The sequence below is a fragment of the Mucilaginibacter dorajii genome, assembly GCF_024808255.1.
GTDB lineage: Bacteria > Bacteroidota > Bacteroidia > Sphingobacteriales > Sphingobacteriaceae > Mucilaginibacter > Mucilaginibacter dorajii.
This window is the reverse complement of record NZ_JANTYS010000014.1, coordinates 141,181-161,656: the sequence shown is the minus strand read 5'-3', so window position 1 is coordinate 161,656 and position 20,476 is coordinate 141,181. Positions and strand designations below refer to the sequence as shown.

General features: G+C 41.2%; 15 protein-coding genes. 7 read left to right on the top strand and 8 right to left on the bottom strand.

Translation table 11 applies throughout. From position 1 onward, the window contains the following. The first annotated feature begins 52 nt into the window (after nucleotides 1-52). Nucleotides 53-3,268, top strand: a complete 3,216-nt coding sequence (locus FHS10_RS19010) for a PAS domain-containing hybrid sensor histidine kinase/response regulator (protein ID WP_259093483.1) — start codon at nucleotides 53-55, stop codon at nucleotides 3,266-3,268. Here the strand turns inward: FHS10_RS19010 and FHS10_RS19005 are convergent. Beyond that, on the bottom strand, nucleotides 3,265-3,792 hold the full coding sequence (locus FHS10_RS19005) for a DUF3347 domain-containing protein (protein ID WP_259093481.1): 528 nt from the start codon (nucleotides 3,790-3,792) through the stop codon (nucleotides 3,265-3,267). The two genes, FHS10_RS19010 and FHS10_RS19005, sit on opposite strands and share 4 nt — an antisense overlap. Nucleotides 3,793-3,799: 7 nt before the next feature. Further along, on the bottom strand, nucleotides 3,800-5,047 hold the full coding sequence (locus FHS10_RS19000; protein WP_259093479.1) for an ABC transporter permease: 1,248 nt from the start codon (nucleotides 5,045-5,047) through the stop codon (nucleotides 3,800-3,802). 242 nt (nucleotides 5,048-5,289) lie between these two features. Between FHS10_RS19000 and queA the strand changes: the two genes are divergently transcribed. Then, entirely contained in the window at nucleotides 5,290-6,339 is a 1,050-nt protein-coding gene (gene queA / locus FHS10_RS18995) for a tRNA preQ1(34) S-adenosylmethionine ribosyltransferase-isomerase QueA (protein WP_259093478.1), read from the top strand. A gap of 392 nt (nucleotides 6,340-6,731) precedes the next feature. Continuing rightward, entirely contained in the window at nucleotides 6,732-7,451 is a 720-nt protein-coding gene (locus tag FHS10_RS18990; protein ID WP_259093476.1) for a 2-C-methyl-D-erythritol 4-phosphate cytidylyltransferase, read from the top strand. A 38-nt stretch (nucleotides 7,452-7,489) separates the two neighbouring features. Here the strand turns inward: FHS10_RS18990 and FHS10_RS18985 are convergent, their stop codons facing one another. The 3 genes from FHS10_RS18985 to FHS10_RS18975 form a co-directional block, all read right to left on the bottom strand. Further along, on the bottom strand, nucleotides 7,490-7,639 hold the full coding sequence (locus FHS10_RS18985; RefSeq protein WP_110585189.1) for a lmo0937 family membrane protein: 150 nt from the start codon (nucleotides 7,637-7,639) through the stop codon (nucleotides 7,490-7,492). Nucleotides 7,640-7,742: 103 nt separating this feature from the next. Continuing rightward, nucleotides 7,743-7,964, bottom strand: a complete 222-nt coding sequence (locus FHS10_RS18980; protein WP_002996718.1) for a DUF2795 domain-containing protein — start codon at nucleotides 7,962-7,964, stop codon at nucleotides 7,743-7,745. Nucleotides 7,965-8,056: 92 nt separating this feature from the next. Next, nucleotides 8,057-8,605 carry a cob(I)yrinic acid a,c-diamide adenosyltransferase gene (locus tag FHS10_RS18975; protein ID WP_259093473.1) on the bottom strand — a complete coding sequence of 183 codons (549 nt, stop codon included), beginning with the start codon at nucleotides 8,603-8,605 and terminating at the stop codon, nucleotides 8,057-8,059. A gap of 183 nt (nucleotides 8,606-8,788) precedes the next feature. On the opposite strand from FHS10_RS18975, the gene FHS10_RS18970 reads away from it, so the two are divergent. Further along, a complete protein-coding gene (locus tag FHS10_RS18970) occupies nucleotides 8,789-9,805 on the top strand; it encodes a chitinase (RefSeq protein ID WP_259093471.1) in 1,017 nt (338 codons plus the stop codon). Between the two features lie 72 nt (nucleotides 9,806-9,877). Here the strand turns inward: FHS10_RS18970 and FHS10_RS18965 are convergent, their stop codons facing one another. Continuing rightward, nucleotides 9,878-11,080 carry a sensor histidine kinase gene (locus FHS10_RS18965; RefSeq protein WP_259093470.1) on the bottom strand — a complete coding sequence of 401 codons (1,203 nt, stop codon included), beginning with the start codon at nucleotides 11,078-11,080 and terminating at the stop codon, nucleotides 9,878-9,880. Nucleotides 11,081-11,231: 151 nt separating this feature from the next. On the opposite strand from FHS10_RS18965, the gene FHS10_RS18960 reads away from it, so the two are divergent. Next, entirely contained in the window at nucleotides 11,232-12,266 is a 1,035-nt protein-coding gene (locus tag FHS10_RS18960) for a cyanophycinase (RefSeq protein WP_259093467.1), read from the top strand. Between the two features lie 217 nt (nucleotides 12,267-12,483). Here the strand turns inward: FHS10_RS18960 and yidC are convergent, their stop codons facing one another. Beyond that, the gene (gene yidC, locus FHS10_RS18955) at nucleotides 12,484-14,307 is read right to left on the bottom strand and encodes a membrane protein insertase YidC (protein WP_259093465.1); all 1,824 of its coding nucleotides are present in this window, start codon (nucleotides 14,305-14,307) and stop codon (nucleotides 12,484-12,486) included. A 21-nt stretch (nucleotides 14,308-14,328) separates the two neighbouring features. After that, nucleotides 14,329-15,939 (bottom strand): CTP synthase, encoded by a 1,611-nt coding sequence (gene pyrG, locus FHS10_RS18950; protein WP_259093463.1) that lies wholly within the window; start codon nucleotides 15,937-15,939, stop codon nucleotides 14,329-14,331. On the opposite strand from pyrG, the gene FHS10_RS18945 reads away from it, so the two are divergent. Next, on the top strand, nucleotides 15,938-16,075 hold the full coding sequence (locus tag FHS10_RS18945) for a hypothetical protein (RefSeq protein ID WP_259093462.1): 138 nt from the start codon (nucleotides 15,938-15,940) through the stop codon (nucleotides 16,073-16,075). The two genes, pyrG and FHS10_RS18945, sit on opposite strands and share 2 nt — an antisense overlap. 401 nt (nucleotides 16,076-16,476) lie before the next feature. Continuing rightward, on the top strand, nucleotides 16,477-19,512 hold the full coding sequence (locus FHS10_RS18940; protein ID WP_259093460.1) for a glycosyltransferase family 117 protein: 3,036 nt from the start codon (nucleotides 16,477-16,479) through the stop codon (nucleotides 19,510-19,512). The last annotated feature ends 964 nt before the right edge of the window (nucleotides 19,513-20,476 follow it).

Genomic DNA, 20,476 nt, shown 5'->3' with positions numbered 1-20,476 from the left:
TATTATCCATAAAAAGCAGTAAATAATGTCGTTGAAAGTTAAAACATTGTTAATGATCCAAAACGACGTCACCATTTATCGCTTATTGCTTATTGGTTTAATAATAGCAAGCCCATCGTTACATTACCTCTGTTATTATAACTCATATGATCCCTTTGTGTTGAGGGTAATCAATTGTTTTTTTTGTTTGATATCACTTGCATTATCTTTTAGCAACAATAAAAAACTCTACGCCATAAGTATTTATATAACCGTGCTGGCATTCCTGGTTATTAATAATTATATATTATTAAGCATTAATGGCTTTGAGCACGCCTATCTTTTTAGCTCCATCACTGTGTTTATAGCATTAACGTTATTTTGCAAACAAGGGTGGGAATTTATTACTATATGCGGACTTAATTTATGCGCGGTTATTGCAGCTTATATAAATGCGCCCACCTTAAATATTTCCTTTCCGGTACTCGCCTTGCTCAGTATTGTTTTCACAATTATTGCTTATGTATCATTCCTTGTTGTTAAGGCATATCAATTTCAGTTAAAAAACGCGGTTGATAAGGTGATGACCCTTAACAACAATCTTCATTCGCTAATCAGTTCGTTTACCGATATGGTATTTGAGTTTGATGAAAATAAGCGTTGTATTAACGTATGGTATAACGAGCTTATTGAGCGGGCTACCGACCCCAAATCAGTTGTAGGCAAAACACTCGACCAGGTTTTACCGCCAGAGAAAGCAAAAAAGTACATTGACTGCCTTGATTTTGTAATAGCCAACCGGGTGCCCATTTCTATTGAGTATATATCAGATTATGGTACAGGCCAATGGTTCAGGTGTACAATGGTACCTGTTTTTGACAGGAGCCTGACTTACACCGGGCGCATCTCGGCCACGTTGGTTGATATTTCTGAGCAAAAAATGAGGGCCGACGCTTTAAAAACTAATGAAGCTCTCCTGCTTGAAGCCCAGGCTATTTCAAAAACCGGCAACTGGTGGTATGACCATGGTACCAGCGAAACCTATTGGAGCGACAATTTATACACCCTCCTTGAAATTGACAGTATACCCGCCAATATCAGCAAATTTCACTATTACCTCAGCCTTATCCATCCGGATGATAAAGAGGGTGCAGAAACTTATTTATCGGCTATTCATAAACTACCACAACCACAGTTTGAGCATAAGTTTATTACCCCGAAAGGCAACTTAAAATATATAAAGATCATTCGTGGTGACCTTTTAAAAGACGACGAGGGCAATCATAAACGAATTTTTGGTGTGCTACAGGATATTACCGAAGCCCGTTTATCAGAAAAAGCGGTAAAAATTAGCCAGGTTGAACTAATGGAGGCACAAGCCATTGCCAAAATTGGCAATTGGAAATGGAACCTGGGTACAAACAACCTGGCCTGGTCTGAAGAGCTTTATAATATCCACGAAATTCCTGCAACTGCCCTGGATGGTACAAACCCTATCAAACTTTTGCTGAAATACGTACACCCTAATGATAGGTATATATTAAAACACCTTTTGAAAAAGCCCGAGCATTTAAAGGATGTATCGCACGAATACCGCATTATTACGCCCAAAGGCCATATCAAACACCTGAGTATCATTATAGGTAAATTAATGCGCCGGGACGATGGCAGCGTTCGCAAGATGATAGGCACAATGCAGGATATTACAGAACGCAAACAGGCCGAGTTGGATTACCGCCAGTCGGAAAGTAAATATAAACTGGTTTTGGAAACCATCAACCTGGCAGCTATCACCCTGGATAAAGACGCCAATGTAGTGTTTTGCAACAAGCACCTGGCCGATTTGGTTGGTTACAGCCAGGCCGAGATTGTTGGCATGAACTGGATGAAAAGCTTCGTTCCGGAGGATCTGCAGGATTTTCTGTTAAGTTGGTTTGAGAACAATACGGTAAATGCCCATTTTGTTAACCCCATTATTTGCCGTAATGGCGAACAGCGCATCATCAGCTGGCAAAACACCATCAGCTATGATGAAAATGGCAACCTTAAGGAAACCACCAGCATTGGCGAAGATATAACCGATCAGCAAAAAGCCAGGCAGGAACTCATTTGGGCTAAAGAAGTGGCCGAGAAAGCATCAAAATTCAAATCGGAGTTTTTGTCTATCATGAGCCACGAAATCCGCACGCCAATGAATGCTGTTATTGGCACCACCAACTTATTATTATCAGAAGATCCGCGGCCCGAGCAATTGGAGTACCTTAATACCCTCAAATTCTCTGGCGAAAACCTACTGGCTATCATCAATGATATTTTAGATTATAATAAAATAGAGGCAGGCAAGCTTGAACTCAGCAACTCACAATTTAATTTGCACCAGCTCATCCAAAAAATAAGGCAGTCTTTTCACGCAAGGGTAACCGAGAAGCAACTTAAGCTTGATGTGTATATTGATGAAGCCATCCCTGAAATGCTAACCGGGGATAGTATGCGTTTAAGGCAGGTATTGAATAACCTGGTCAGCAACGCTGTTAAATTCACACACGCCGGCAGTGTTACCATTAAATTAGAGAAAGAGCTGATCCATAATAATAGGGTTACCGTTAAGTTTACCATTACGGATACGGGTATAGGGATCTCGCCGGAGAGCTTTAATCTTGTATTTGATCCTTTTATGCAGGATAAGCAGGTAATAAACAATGATTACGGCGGCACAGGACTTGGTTTGGCTATTACCAAACGTTTGGTTGAATTGCATAACAGCACCATATCCGTTGCCAGCGAATTGAACAAGGGTACATCATTTACCTTTGCTATCGCCTTTAATATTGCTGCAAAAACCATTGGCGATCAACCGGTTACACATTCTGTTGCGGGTCATGCCCTTAGTTTAAGCGGTATGCATATCCTGGTGGTTGATGATAATAAAATGAACCTGATGATAGCAACGCGGTTCCTGAAAAAATGGAACGCGACTGTTGATGAAGCGCTAAATGGCGAAATTGCAGTAAACATGGTGACCAGTAATAGTTATAACCTCATCATCATGGACCTTCAAATGCCTGTGATGGACGGCTTTGAGGCTACCGCGGCTATTAAGACTTTACATCCGCACATACCTATTATAGCTTTAACCGCCGATGCGATGCCCGAAACCCATAACAAAGCTTTTGAAGCGGGCATGTGCGACTATCTCACCAAACCATTTGTACCCGAAACTTTATTTGAAAAAGTGGCCAAATACTGTTTGCCATCTATAGTCGTAACAGATAAAAAGCAGATGAATTAGTTGATCTGCTCTTTAACCTGTCCGCATTCTTTCATATGCTCAGGAAAGTATGGGTTTTCTATCTTTTTGTTGAGTGATAACCAGTATCCGCCTTTGCCGCTATCGGCCATGGGGCAGTAATCAACATACACAGTTGAAGTTTTAAGGTTTGAGCCTTTTACCAAAGCGATTACATCTTTGCTTAAAGTTAAAAACGCGGCGCGCTGCTCTTTAATATCATCGGTAGCACCAATCTGGTGCGCAAGTGTGGCTGTTTCAGAACACCCCTTAATACCGGCCAGCTTAGCCTCCAATGCTAAAGCGGCAGCTTTGATAGCCGCGACATCTGATTTTAGCAGCTGATCTTTCAGCCCGATGTAGGCAGTAAATACATCGTTAGTGTTGGCAGTATCCACAACCCTGGCATTCACGTTTTCAGCGACCGTTGTGTCCTTTTTAGCAGCATCCTGTTGTTTGGCAGGCTGGTTACAGGCCGATGCAGCTACGAGCGCAGCAAACAGCAAAGTTTTGTTTACAATTTTCATTTGTTGCTTAGTTAGTCCGTATGGCCTCAACAGGATCAAGTGTAGATGCGAAGTAAGCCGGGATAATCCCCGATGCCACCCCTATCCCTACCGAATAACTTAACCCGATGATGATATTTTTTGATCCTAAAATTACCTGCACATCCGCGGCAGCTTTAATACCAAAGGTTAAAAAATACACCAGCAAAAGCCCCACAAGGCCCCCCATTATACAAAGGGCAACGGATTCAATTAAAAACTGCAATAATATGAAATAGTTTTTGGCACCCAACGATTTCTGGATCCCTATAATATTGGTACGCTCTTTTACAGATACAAACATAATATTGGCGATACCAAAGCCACCTACCAGCATGGAAAATAAACCGATAATAAAGCCACCCGTATTAAGCACTTTAAAAACCGAATCGAGCTGCTGGGTTAACATGGTGGTACGGTTAAGGGCAAAGTTATCTTCAACCCCGGGCCTTAAACTCCTGATAGAACGCATTAATCCCCGTATCTCGCTTTCCACATCATCAGTTGGGATGCCTTCTTTACCACGCACAATAATAGAGGGGTGGTAGCTCTCATTTTGTATATCGATGAGGTTATGGGCAAAGTTGAGCGGCAGCAAAACCTCTTTATCTGTTGATATGCCCAACATATCCTTACCCTGCTTTGAAAATACCCCTACTACGGTCACGTACCTTCCCATCACCTTTATTTGCTTGCCAACAGCGTCACCGTTGGGGAAAAGGTTTTCTGCTATATCAAAACCAATATCGGTTATAGGAGCACCGGTTTTTGATTCCATTTCGGTAAAGTAACGGCCCTGGGCAAAATCAAAGTTCCAGGTTTTGTTATGATCTTGCGATGCGGCATCTATCTGCGCACCATCAACTGTGTTACTTTTATATTTAATGGTACGGTTATCTATGCTGATCTCGTATGATAAAGCTTCGGCGGTTTGGCTGCGGCGCGATAGCTCGTTAAAATCTTTCAATTTTGATACCGGGCGTTGCAGGTATTTCCACCAGGGAAAATCGCTGCCGCCTACCCACGGCCATTTCTCTACGTAAATGCTATTGTTACCCAATTTATTTACGCTGCTTTGCAGGTTGTTACGCAAGGTATCAACAGCCGAAAACACGGCGATAATGGTGAATATCCCGATAGTAACCCCCAGCAATGAAAGCGTTGTGCGGATCTTGTTTTGCCTCAGCGCATCATAGGCAAATAAAAAGCTTTCGCCAAAAAGTTTTAAAAACAGCATATAAACTTATTTGAGTTTCAATGGTTAAACCTTTTTACCAAATTGCAGCGTGCAAGCAGTAAAAGAATCAAATTATACCGGTTTGAATGTTTTTATTTTTTAGACGATATTACATGCTTTAAGTTACAGTATTTTAATATTAAACTTAACGGTTGATAAAACGTTATAAACCCTTATAAAAATCGGTGATATTAACAAAAAAAATTCATACATTTGCGCCCTGAAAATTCATATACACAAACATGAAATTATCTCAATTTAAATTCAATTTACCAGATTCATTAATTGCCCATAACCCATCAACCACCCGCGATGAAGCCCGCTTAATGGTTTTACACAAGGATTCTGGTAAAATTGAGCATAAAATATTTAAAGACGTATTGGATTATTTTGAAGATAAGGATGTGATGATCCTTAACAATACCAAAGTATTCCCGGCACGTTTGTATGGAAACAAAGAAAAAACAGGCGCTACCATTGAGGTATTTTTACTGCGCGAATTAAATAAAGAATTGCGTTTATGGGATGTACTGGTTGATCCGGCCCGTAAAATACGCGTAGGTAATAAATTATATTTTGGCGATGACGATCTGCTAATTGCCGAAGTTGTTGACAATACCACTTCACGTGGCCGTACCATCCGCTTTTTGTTTGATGGTACCGATGAGGAGTTCCGCCGTAACGTAGAAATCCTTGGCGAAACACCACTTCCTAAATACATTAAACGTAAGGCTACTGCCGAAGATAAAGAACGTTACCAAACCATTTTTGCTAAACACGAAGGCGCTGTTGCAGCCCCTACCGCTGGTTTGCACTTTAGCCGCGAGTTAATGAAACGCCTTGAATTAAAAGGTGTTGATTTTGCCGAGGTTACCCTGCACGTTGGCTTAGGCACCTTCCGCCCGGTTGAGGTTGAGGATTTAACCAAGCACAAAATGGATTCGGAGCAGTTCATTATCGAACAAAAACAAGCTGATATTGTAAACCGTGGCATTGAGCGTAAATCGCGCATCTGTGCTGTAGGTACTACATCAATGCGTACTATCGAATCGGCTGTATCGGCAAATAAAACATTAAAGGCCGCTAATGACTGGACAAGTAAGTTCATCTTCCCTCCGTATGATTTTAGCATTGCCAATTCCATGATCACCAACTTCCACACCCCAGAGTCAACCTTATTGATGATGGTATCGGCATTTGGCGGTTACGAGCATGTAATGAACGCTTACGAAGTAGCGGTTAAAGAAAAATACCGTTTTTACAGTTATGGTGATGCCATGCTGATCATCTAAGATTAGATTTTCAGATATAAGATTTGAGATATGAGACTTAGGTTCATATCTCATTTTTTTTGTCTTAAATTTACTAAAGTTTGTACATTAAACTAAGAAACACCATTTAACCAAAGTCCATTTGTTATGCTGAGTAGTAAAATCCAGCGGACTGTGAACGGGTAAATGACGATATAAAGCTATGTCATTGCGAGGAACGAAGCAATCGCGAACTTTGCAGGTCTGCCCTGTAGAGCATGAGATTGCTTCGTGCCTCGCAATGACATGGTGGAGATTTGAGACTTACGAAGTTTTAAAAACTTCGTAAGTCTTTCGCCGCTTTGTCGTTCCCCTTCCAGAGGCCTCGGATTTAAAATCTCAGAATGACAGTTTAAGTGGTTAAACAAAAGAAAATGACTGAAGCCAATCTCAAATCTCATATCTCAAATCTCACATCTAAACATGTCATTATAGTAGCCGGTGGTTCCGGCACCAGGATGCAATCGACAGTTCCCAAACAATTCCTGTTAGTGAATGGTTTACCTGTAGTAATGCATACTATGCAAGCGTTTCATAACGCGGATGCTAATATAGATTTGGTACTTGTACTCCATACCGATTTTCATGCTTATTGGAAGCAGCTTTGCGATGAACACAGCTTTACCCTCCCCCACCTATTAGTTGCCGGAGGCGAAACCCGGTTTCATTCGGTAAAAAATGGATTGGAACATATCAAGTGTACAGATGACGCACTGATTGCTGTACATGACGCTGTTCGTCCGCTTACCGGCAGCGCTATTATTCAGGAATCATATTATCATGCCGAAAAACATGGTAACGCGATAACAGCCGTTAAAAGCCGCGATTCGATAAGACGCGTAATAGATGGTAAATCTGTGAGTTTGTTGCGTGATGAAATTTACCTGGTGCAAACACCACAGACGTTTAAGGCTGGTTTATTAAGGAAAGCCTACGAACAGGATTTTAGCGTTAAGTTTACTGATGATGCCAGCGTAGTAGAAGAAATGAGCATCGACATACACCTTACCGAAGGTGATCACGAAAACATCAAGATCACTTTTCCTGAAGACATTGCCATTGCCGAATTGCTTTTGAACAAAAAAAGCCACTAACCTAAACGGCTAATGGCTTTTTATCTTTTGATTGCAGCTTACGCTCTTCGGATAACTCCTAATAGCACAGCTATAATAGCTATAACTAAAAGTATGTGAATTAAGCCGCCACCAAATGGGTGAATAAATGCTCCGAATAACCATCCTATTACAAGGATAACCGCGATGATGTACAATAAGCCTCTCATTGTTGTATGTTTTAAGTGATAAATGTGTTAAGCTTATTACTAAAATCATTCCAAAAAGTGGCGGCCAATAAAAAAGCCCTTAATAAGGGCTTTTTTATATTCATTAGTACTCATCTTCGTTGAAAAAGAAATCATCTTTAGTCGGATAATCCGGCCATATCTCTTCTATATTTTCATACGGTTCACCATCGTCCTCCAAAGCTTGCAGGTTTTCAATCACCTCCACAGGAGCTCCTGAACGAATAGCATAGTCAATTAATTCATCTTTTGTTGCGGGCCATGGCGCATCTTCAAGGTGAGATGCTAATTCAAGTGTCCAATACATGTTTCTCTATATTTTATAATTTATAAGTAAATTTACTTTTTCGCAAAAGTATAACATTTTCAAATGGAATATCAATATTTTTTTTCACAAAATCAAATTCTTGGTACCCACTGATTTTCAGGTACATTAGTTTCATTTGCAATTTTGCGCCCTAAAGTGAACAGGTAATCACTCAGCCTGTTCAGATAAATATTCACTTTTTCGTCCACTATACTTTCGCTGGCCAACTGAACGGTGATCCGTTCAGCACGCCTGCAAATGCATCTTGCAATATGGCAAAACGAAATGGTATTACTACCACCCGGTAAAATAAAATGACGCAACCCGGGCAATTGTTCATTCATGCTATCCATCTCCTGTTCCAGCAATTCCACGTCGGCCATTTGCAGGTCTGGCAAAATCATTTTTGACTTTTCGGGATCGGCCGCCAATGAGGAGCCTATAGTAAACAACCTGTCCTGTATCTGCTTCAATATATCTTTATCATGTACACTAATATCCTGATCGCGAATAAGGCCGATATACGAATTTAATTCATCTACAGTACCATAACTTTCAATTCGCAAGTGGTATTTAGGCACGCGCGTTCCGCCTATTAATGATGTTAACCCCTTATCTCCTGTTTTAGTATATATCTTCATGAATATTATAAATTGAATATACCATTTTTACAATTAAACTAGAGCGGTAAAATAAAGCTTTACATTTCATATTTAAGCCGATTTTAGCATTTTAGTACAATTTTTGCTTATTGAGTGCTTTTAATAAATGATACCTTTAAACTTGCATTTATACAATGTTTGAATACAACTATCTATAACACCATGAGATCTATCATATTATCATCCAAATTAACGTTTTTATTCACCTCGGCCATGCTGGTATCGGTATTTAGCTGTGGCGGCAATACCAATAATGCAAACAAAACTGCCGATAGCGCGGCAACGGCGCCCAAACCCAAAGTTTCTATCAGCAGCATCTTAAGCGAAAAGCAGTTTAATGATCTTTTCCCTCAGCGTAATAAATTTTACACCTATGCGGCCTTTATAAAAGCGGCCGATGAGTTAGGAGAAGTGAAGATAAAAATAACCCGCCGCGCGGTTTCTGTTTACCAATTTATCCGTACCGATAAATCGGGCAAAGCAACCGTTGTACGGCAAGATGCTGATTGGAACGAGGAATGGGCTAAAAAGAAACCCGATAGTGCCTTTACCGTTAACTACGGTGAATTCTGCACCGCGTTTAGTCCGGATGTTAATAAAAAGGAACTGGCCGCGTTTTTCGCCCAGATCTCGCACGAAACACGCCATGGCATGAATGGCAGTTATACCGATGGTTTGATGCTCATTCACGAAACCAATACTTCAAACGTTTACATCTCCGATAGTGACGAATATCCCGCGGTTAAAGGAAAAACCTACTATGGTCGCGGCCCGATGCAATTAAGCTACAATGGTAATTACGGCTATGCCTCCAACATTATTTTTGGCGATCCGAAGATTCTGCTCAATAGCCCCGAGTTAGTGGAAACCGACCCTGTTGTGGCCTTTAAAGCCGCCATTTATTTTTGGATGACACCCGAAACCCACAAACCATCGGCTCATGATGTAATGACCGGCAAATGGCAGCCAAACGCTATCGACAAAGCGCATGGCCGCACAACCCCGGGCTTTGGGATGACCATTAACATTGTAAACGGCGATGTGGAATGCGGCAAAGGAGACACCGTAGAACCGATGAATGACCGCATTGGCTTTTACCAGTTTTACCTTAAAAAATTAGGCATCACCGATGCTAACTGCGCTTGCTCCTGCGGTAAGATGGAACCCTATAAGTATTAGGATATTTTAACTTACGAAGTTTTGAAAACTTCGTAAGTTTAATATTACAATCCTCAAGATCAGAGAAGCCCCCTACCTCTTTAAAGTAAACGTAAAAGTAGTAAACTCATCCACTACAGATTTCACTGATACGGTGCCACCTAAGGCGTCAACCAAATCTTTTACGGTATTTAAACCAATGCCCGAACCATCTTTATCAAACCTGTCTTTAGTGCCCAGTGTAGTCATTGGTTCAAATATTGTCTTGTAATTCTCTTCGGTAATGCCGATGCCGTTATCGGTAACATTAAAGGTATAAAACCAGTTATCAGCCGAAAAATTGATCTTTATAATTCCGTCCGTTTTGTTATTATAACGAATAGCGTTGCTAAGCAGGTTAATCATGATCTGCTCAAACGCGATGATAGATGTGGTTATTTTTATTGGCCCCGATGGCATCGAAATTGTAAAACCCGACGGAACATTAATGAGTTTAATCACTTCCTGCAACAACTGTAAAAGCTCGGCCTCCTCCTTGTTTTGCATCAACACGTTGCTCGATTTAGAGTAATCGAGCATTTTTTCGAGCAGGGAGATCAATTTATGGGCCGATCCATTAATAATATCCAGGAACTTGTTCCCTTTTTCGTCCAGCTTATCTTTAAACCTGTCCCGCAAAACCTGGCTGGTTAACAAAATATTGGTTAAAGGGTTACGGATATCATGGGCAGCCATCACCGCGAATTTTTCGAGATATTCATTTGATTGCTCTAATTCACGTTTGGTAGCATTTAGCTCTGCTACTTTTTTCTTAAGTTCCAGCTGCGCAACAACCTGGTTGGCTAAAGCTTTAAGCGCTATAATCTGTGTATTATTAAGTTCTCGTGCTTTATGATCAATAACACATAGAGTACCTAAAGCATAACCATCAGGATTGATAAGTGGTACGCCGGTATAAAATATCACTTTAGGGTTGCCCGTCACCAATGGATTATCGGCAAAACGTTCATCCCTAAAAGCATCTTTAACTATCATTACCTTATCAGGCTCAATAATAGCATGCGCGCAAAAAGCAAGCTCCTTGGGAGTTTCGGTTACTTCCAAACCTTTGTTTGATTTAAACCACTGCCTGTCGTTATCAATCAGGCTAACCAGTGAAATTGGCGTTTGGCAAATTTCCGAAGCAATAAGTGTTATTTCGTCAAATCCCTGTTCGGGCAAGGTATCCAGAATTTGGTAGGAATTTAACGCCGCGAGGCGCTCATTTTCATTTTCCGGAATAGGGGGTTTTAACATTCGATATTATAAAAACTAAATAGCTTGTAAATTAGCAAATATAAGTTTACAAACTTTACTTATAATTTAATTATTTGCAATTACGATAACTAACAATCTTTGGATTTGTTTCGGTCCGATTGTTTTTGTTTTAAACTACCTTTACTATGCTATGAATTTACTTGCTATTACATTATCAATGTTTTTGGGAACGGTTGCACCTGCCCATAAAACAGATACTATAAAAACAGTTAAGCATATCCCTGGTCGCCCGGGTTCTATTGGCATCATCGGCGATACTGCTAATGTAAATACACCTGTTAACGGGGGAGTAGCGATGGTTGGCGGAGGTAAAGACGTCGATGCCGCTTTTAAATGGATGATAAACCGCGCCGGCGGCGGCGATGTGGTTATTATTCGCGCATCGGGTACCGATGCTTACAATCCGTATATTAACCAGTTAGGTAAAGTAAATTCTATTGAAACGCTGCTGATCAACTCGCGCGAATTGGCTAATAACGATACGGTGGCGTACATCATTCGCAATGCCGAAATGCTTTTCATTGCCGGCGGCGATCAATCTAACTACATGAAATATTGGAAAGGCACCAAAACGCTTGATGCTATCAATTACCTGCTCAATGTAAAACACGCTCCCGTTGGCGGTACCAGCGCGGGCTGTGCCATTTTAGGAGGATTTTATTACAGCGGTGAAGATGGCAGCATTACTGCCGACGAAGCACTTACTGATCCATATAATAAATTAGTTAAAGTTTATAATAATGATTTTCTGCGTGCACCTTATCTGCAATCAGTAATTACAGATCAGCATTATTTGACCCGTAAAAGACAAGGCCGCCATGTAGTTTTTTTAAGCAGAATAGCCAAAGACTGGCACATTTTTGCCCATGGTATAGCTGCCGACGAACGCACTGCTGTTTGCATGGAACCAAACGGACAGGCCACAGTTATTGGAACAAGCAAAGCTTATTTTTTAATCACCGACCATAAAAAGCAACCCGAAGTTTGTCAACCCGGTAAACACTTAAACTGGAACCGCAATCACCAGGCAATTAAAGTTTACGAGATACAGGGTACGGCTGAAGGCAATGGCAGCTTTGATATAGCTGGCTTTGATCCGAAGAAAGCTACCGGCGGCAAATGGCTTTGGTGGTGGATTGAAGATGGAGTTTTGAAAACAGAATGATGTGCAGATTTCAGATGTTAAAAGTATAATTTGAATCTCTTTTGAACGAAGAAATAACAAAGCGACGAAAGACTTACGAAGTTTTAAAAACTTCGTAAGTCTGGGATCAACGCAAAAAATCCCGGAAGACTAATCTCCCGGGATCCTTTTTAAGTCTTTTATCCTTTGTCCTAAAGTCCTTTTATCTAAAAGTCCTAAAGTCCAACAGTTCAAAATTCTATTTCTTAGCCTGCTGCTGGGCTTTCATCATTTCTTCCATACGTGCCTGGAAGCCAGATTTTTTCTTTTTAGTATCTTCTGGTTTCTTTTTGTTCTCCTGGATCTGGGCATGGATCTTTTTATCATCAACCATAAATTTGATTAGGTATTGCTGTAAAAAAGTAAGCATATTGGCCAGGAAGTAATAATAATTCAAACCTGCAGGGTAGCTATTCAGCGTGAAAAGGAAAATTAACGGAGTAATATAACCGATATATTTCATTTGACCGGTAGCACCAGAAATCTGGTTATTGAAATAAGTATAGATCAATGTTGATATTGTCATCAACAAACACATTAAGCTGATGTGATCAACCCCCATAATAGGTGCAAACTTAATTACCGAGTCGTAAGTTGAAAGGTCATGCATCCATAAAAAGCTTTGACCACGCAACTCAAATAAACTTGGGAAAAACTTAAAGAATGCAATAACAATAGGCATTTGTATTACCAGTGGTAAACATCCGCCTAAGGGATTTACCCCGGCCTTTTTGTATAGCTTTAAATATTCCTGTTGTAACAGCGTAGGGTTATCCTCACCTACTTTTGCTTTAATCTCATCCATCTCCGGCTTCAGCACGCGCATTTTAGCCATTGAAAGGTATGATTTATAGGTAAGCGGTGATAATACCAATTTAAGCGCAATGGTCAGGATCAAAATGATCAATCCGTAGTTCCAGTTAAACTGGTTAAGGAAGTTAAACAACGGTAATACTGCAAACTGGTTAATATATTTTAACGGGCTGAAGCCTAAGTAAACCAATTTTTGAAGATCGTGCCCCTGATCCTGTAACGTTGAATAACGGTTAGGGCTAAAATAAAATTCTAAAGGCACGCTACCATCTGCCGAACGGGCCAAAGTAAGATCGGCCTTCATTTGTTTAACATCGGTAGTATCGGCAACATCAGTCACCACAGCAAAATTTGATTTGCTGATGCTATTCTGAGCAACTAAAGTACTGGAGAAGAAGTGTTGTTTGAATGAAACCCAGTTCATCTTTTTATCAGCAACCTCTTTTTGATCGTCTTTATTCTCATTCAGCCAATCTACCGTGTTCTCGGTATTGTAATAGTAAACAGTTGAATACTGGCGCTCCTGCTTCATATCCTTTTCCTGTTTGTGCAGGCTGGCTGCCCAGTTCAGGTTAAGGTTGCTGCTACTGGGTATCACACCATCCAAACCGGTAGGTTTAATGGTTAAGCCCAGTTTAAACCCGGTACCTTTTAAACTGTATACATAATCGATATACTGAGTTGGGCTGTAGCTCAAACGCAAGGTGATTGACGCCGAATCTTTTTCGGCAACTTTTAAATCGCCTGCACTTGGTGTAAAATAATATTCGTCGGTATTGATGATTCTGCTACCTGCATTAAAGGTCAGGCCAAAATGATCTTTATCGCCGCTGAATAATACCAACGGTTTTTTATCAAAAGTTTTAAAGTTTTTCAGCTCAACAGATGCAACTTTACCGCCTTTAGTACTCAATTTAATTACTAACTCCTGGTTTTCAATAGTAACCAATTTATCAACACCTACAGATGCGGCACCAAAAGGGGCTTTTAAAGTGGCAGAATCGGCAACTGTTTTAACCGCTGCTTTAGTTGTATCAAATTTAGCCGCTGCCGGGACAGTAGCTTTATTAAATAACCCCTTTTTTACTGAATCCTGGTGCTGTACCAGGCGTTCTTTTTTCAATTCGGCATCACTCGGCTTTAAAAAATAAATTGAGCCGGCTATGATAGCCATAATCAGGAATAATCCTGTGAAAGTATTTTTATCCATTATATTGTATCGTACAATTACTTATTTCTTGCGGGCGTAAGCCAGCGAAGCGGCGACAAAGTTAATAAAAAGTGGGTGTGGATTAGCAACTGTTGATTTTAATTCGGGGTGAAATTGCGAACCAACAAAAAATGGGTGATTTTTAAGCTCTACAATTTCAACTAAACCATTATCGGGGTTAATTCCGGATGGGGTCATCCCGGCTGCTTCGTATTGTTTAAGGTACCCATTGTTAAACTCATAACGATGGCGGTGACGCTCGGAAATGTGCGTTTTACCATAGATAGCAGCAGCCTTAGTTCCTTTTTTGATATCGCATGGATAAGCACCCAAACGCATGGTGCCCCCCTTGGCTGTGATCGTTTTTTGCTCTTCCATCATGCCAATTACTGGGTTCGGCGTTTCAGGGTTCATTTCGGTACTGTTTGCGTTCTCTAAACCTAAAACATTGCGACCAAATTCAACAACCGCGCACTGCATTCCTAAACAAATGCCAAAGAAAGGAATATTGTTTTCGCGCACATAGCGGATAGCCTGAATTTTGCCTTCAAAACCACGTTCGCCGAAACCTGGAGCCACAAGCACCCCGTGCAAGCCTTTTAGTTTTTCGATAGCGTTTTCGGGAGTTAATGATTCTGAGGGGATATATTCAACCCTAACCTTACATTCTTTAGCTGCGCCCGCGTGAATAAAAGCTTCGGTAATTGACTTGTATGCATCTGGCAACTCTACATATTTACCAACCAGGGCAATGCGCACATCGGCCGTTGGGTTTTTTAAACGGCCCAGGAAGTCTTTCCAGTTATCCAGGTTAGGCTCATTTTTATGAGATAATTTCAATTTGGTTAACACCGTTTTATCCAGTTGCTCTTTCAGCATCAGCAAAGGCACATCATAAATGGTTGATGCATCGATGGATTCAATCACCGCGTTAATATTTACGTTACAGAACAAGGCAATCTTTTTGCGAATATCCGTATTAAGGTGGTGCTCGGTACGGCAAACCAAAATATCCGGCTGTATACCGTACTCCAGCAACATTTTAACCGAATGCTGTGTAGGCTTGGTCTTTAATTCGCCTGCTGCGGCAAGGAATGGCACCAGCGTAAGGTGAATCACCAACGAGTTACCAGAACCTATCTCCCACCTAAACTGACGTACGGCCTCAATGTATGGTAACGATTCAATATCGCCCACGGTACCACCTAATTCGGTAATCACAATATCATAATCACCGCTTTCGCCTAAAATGCGGAAATTGCGTTTAATCTCATCAGTAATGTGGGGTACAACCTGTACAGTTTTACCCAAAAAAGCACCTTCACGCTCTTTATTGATCACATTTTGGTAAATACGACCAGTAGTAATGTTATTTGCCTTTGAGGTTGGGGTATTTAAAAAGCGTTCGTAATGACCAAGATCTAAATCTGTTTCGGCACCATCTTCGGTAACATAGCATTCGCCGTGCTCATAAGGGTTCAATGTTCCCGGATCGATATTGATATAGGGATCAAACTTTTGAATGGTAACACGATACCCGCGCGATTGAAGTAATTTGGCTAATGAGGCTGAGATAATACCCTTCCCTAAAGACGAGGTAACGCCACCCGTAACAAAAATATATTTAGTCATGATTTTTTTGAAAAATGGCTGCGGTTTTATGCCGAAACCAAATGTTTGTGTACGGGATACAAAAGTAAGAAAATTTTCAGGCTTTGGTGTACGTGTTGAGAAAAAACCAGGAAAATCGCTTTTAACATTTATTTAACTTTATTTTGTCACAAGCTACCTTTTGAGTAAACACGAATTTAACTGCCCGTAGGATAGATTGTAGCGAATTTCACGAATTACAGCTTGTGGTCGGTATTTTCACCACAGCCAAAATATTTTAATTTGTGCTATCTATCAATTCCAAAATTCGTGAAATTCGATTAAATTGTAACCCAGGCGGTGGGCATTCGTGTCTAACTCAAAAAATGGAGCCTTATTACCCTGTAATTTCCTGTTAGTGTAACTCTCCTTTTACGATTTTTATTACAAACTCATAATCAATAAGTTAAATTTTGTTAAAAGTTGTTAAGTGATGTTAATGTTTATGGCGCTCTTGAATTTAAGCCCGAAATTGTGACCACAAATCACGTATGATAAAACATTTACACCTTATTCATTATGCAGTACAAAAAAATCAATAACCTGCTTGGCTGGCTATGTCTCCTGATAGCTTTTACCACCTATGTTTTAACTTTAGAACCCTCTGTAAGCTTTTGGGATTGCGGCGAGTTCATTTCCTGCGCATACCGGCTGCAGGTATCGCACCAGCCAGGCTATCCGCTGTTTGCTATGCTGGGCAAGGCATTCTCCTTATTCGCTATGGGCAATACCGCCAAAGTCCCTTATTTTACCAATTTGGGTTCGGCGCTGGCAAGTGGGGCTACCATTATGTTTTTGTTTTGGACCATAACCGCGCTGGCCAAGAAACTACTGATTGCCAAAGGCGAAGAAACAACCTCATCACAAACCCTGCTGATTATGGGTGCTGGCCTGGTTGGCGCGCTGGCATTTGCTTATACCGATACGTTTTGGTTCTCTGCAGTTGAAACCATTGTATTTGCTTTATCGTCGTTATGTACCGCCATTGTTTTTTGGGCCATTTTAAAATGGGATAATCATGCCGATGAACGGGGTGCCGATAAATGGATCGTATTGATTGCCTATATCATGGGCCTATCTATAGGCATTCACCTGTTAAACCTGCTTACTATACCCGCAGTTGCTTTGGTGTATTACCTGCGCAGGTATAAAAATCCAACGCTAAAAGGAGGCTTTATTGCATTTGTGATCAGCATTGGTATTCTTGGCCTGGTGCAATACGGCATCAGGGAGTACACCATCAAAATAGCAGCTTATTTCGACCTGTTTTTTGTGAACACCCTTGGGCTGGGTTTCTGGAGCGGCGGCATATTTTTCTTCACCATTATTATAGCCTCCCTGGCTGGTGGCATTGCTTACAGCATCAGGTATAAAAAGCCGGTATTAAACCTGGCCTTGCTGTGCATTACGTTTATCTACTTCGGCTATAGCTCATTTGCTTATATCCCTATCCGGGCTACGGCAAATACCGATCTGAACAACTCACATCCTGATAATGCTTTTACCCTTAACAGTTACCTTAACCGCATTCAATACGGCGAAAACCCGTTATTGTACGGGCCATATTTTGATGCTAAGGTTACCGACCAAACCGAAGGCGGCAACATTTACATTAAAGGCAAAAGCCAATATGAGGTGGCAGGTAAAAAGCTGAATAACACCTATGATCATAACACCATTATGCCGCGCATGCACAGCACCGAGGGCGACGCGGATTATGCCCAAAACGTGCAGTTTTACAAGCAATGGCTGCAATTACCTGACGGTCAAAGCCCAACTTTTGCCGATAATATGAAATGGATGCTGAGCTGGCAAATGTACCAGATGTACTGGCGCTACTTTATGTGGAACTTTGTTGGCCGCTACAACGATGCGGATGGGCAGCAAAACACGCAGTCTATAGATGGTAACTGGACATCTGGCATTTTTGACGGCTCCAAACATCTGCCTAAATCTGTAACCGAATCAGATACCTATACCCCGCTTTATGCCCTGCCGCTGGTTATTGGTTTGTTTGGGATGATCTATCATTTTAGCCGCAAAAAGGGCGATGCCACTGTAATTGCGCTGCTTTGGTTTTTTACGGGATTGGCTATCGTATTGTATGTGAACCAGGTTAATTTACAACCCCGCGAACGCGATTATTCCTATGTAGGCTCATTTTATGCTTTTGCCATTTGGATTGGCCTGGGCGTGCTGGCTATTAATGATTTTATAAGCCGTAAGGTAAATGCACGTGGAGCTGCGCTGGCTTCCATAGCGGTTTGTTTGTTGGCCGCGCCTGTGCTGCTGGCCAAACAGGAATGGGGCGATCATGACCGGTCGACCAAAATGACGCCGCATGATATGGCTTATAACTTCCTGATCTCCTGCCCTAAAAACGCTATTTTATTTACCAATGGCGATAATGACACCTACTCGTTATGGTACAACCAGGAGGTTGAAGGCGTACGCCCCGATGTAAGGATAGTTTGCAACAGCCTGTTTAGCGGCGATTGGTACATTCATCAAATGCAGCACACCATGAACCAATCGGCCCCCTTGCCTATTACTATGCCTTTTGATAAATACAAACAAGGCACAAGGGATGTAATTGCCTATAACGATGCCAAACTTCCGGGTTCTGTTGACGCTAAAGAGGTTTTTGATTTTATAACATCAGATGATGACCGCACCAAAGTACAATACCAAAGCGGCGAAACCATGAACTACCTGCCAACCAAAAACTTTAAGGTAGCGGTTAATCCCGATGAACTGGTAAAAAACGGCGTGGTTACCGCAGCGCAGAAAAATAAACTAAGCAACAGTATGGAATGGCAGTATCCCAACAACTACATGTTTAAAGATAACCTGGCCATGTTGGATATTATGGCTCATAATGATTGGAAACGCCCGATATGTTTTACCATAGGCGTGCCACCAAGCGGGATGCATGGTTTACAGCCTTACATGTATAAAGAAGGCTTTGTATATCACCTTATCCCTTTTAAAGCCGATACCAGCCTTAAAAACGACCAGCTGAGCAAGGTGAACAGCCTGGTGATGTATAACAACGTAATGAACAAATTCAAATTCGGTAATTTTAAACATGCAAAATATCTGGATAATGTTTCAAAAACGGAGTTTTATCCGTTTATTGAAAGTACGTTTCATGACCTGGCTGTAGGATTGATTAAAGATGGCCGCAATGACCTGGCTTTAAACGCCATCCGCAAGTTTGACAACGTGATGCCCGATATTAACCCCGATATTGATACCGCGCATCGCAAATTGCTGTTAGCGCAGGTTGCCTACAAGCTTAACGATAAACAATTGGCAAACCGGTATGTAAAAGGAATTGGTAATTACCTTACAGATCAGTTGAATTACAATTACCACCTGTTACAGGATAACCCTGCGGCAATTGATTCAAACACGGTACAATATCAGCTTTACGTATTAAACGGCCTTGCAGAAACTACAAAAGCCTACCAGGAAACCGCTTTAAGCAAACAGTATCAATCGCAGTTGGATGACTATGGGAACAAGTTTGCAGTGTTGTTGAACAGGCAGTAAGGTTGATATTATAGAAAATTATGTCATTGCGAGTTTTAAAATCCGGTGGCCTCTAAAGGTGGAAATGACAATATAAAGCTATGTCATTGCGAGTATCCATCAGGATAAACCTGAAAAAAGCAATGATGACGTGCAACAAGTAAGGCTTTTCGTAGAGACGCATATTTGCGTCTCCAACTATACAGAGCGGATTTGCAGGGCCGATATGCATACTGATTTGCTAATTGGATTTGCACACGGGAGACGCAAATATGCGTCTCTACAAAAAACAATATTGAAAATCAACAACTTACAAGGACGTCATTATAAGGAACGAAGCAATCGCGAACTATGCAGATTCGCCCTGTAGAGCATGCGATTGCTTCGTTCCTCGCAATGACATGGTGGGCTTGTCATGGGTAGCACCCATCAGGGATAAATGAAAAAATAGTGATGACGTTATTTATTGAATCGTCATTGCGAGGAACGAAGCAATCCCCAATGAGCAGGTGCGCTTGCAGATCTGCTCTGTAAATCGGGGATTGCTTCGTCGTTCCTCCTCGCAATGACGATTTTTTATTTTGATTATCAGTAAATTACAGTCACGTCATTATAAGTTTTAAAATCCGGTGGACTGTGAAGGCAGGCATGACGTAAAAAATCATCTTCTCCCCCCTGTCACTCTGAGTTGTAAAATTTCGCGAAACTCTAAAGGGGGAAAACGACGTAATAAGCTGCCCTGTCCACCCTGTCATTCTGAGGAACGAAGCATCTTCTTCACTATAAAAGTCTGCAATGAGCAGGGCGAAGAAGATCCTTCGTTCCTGGATGACAATCGTTTTAATAATACGTCATGGGTAGGCACGAAGAATCTATTCTGCCCCATGCCTACAGCCCTGCAAACCCTATACAAGGCGAATCTGCACAGTTCGCGATTGCTTCGTTCCTCGCAATGACATAGCTTTATACTGTCATTTCACCTTCA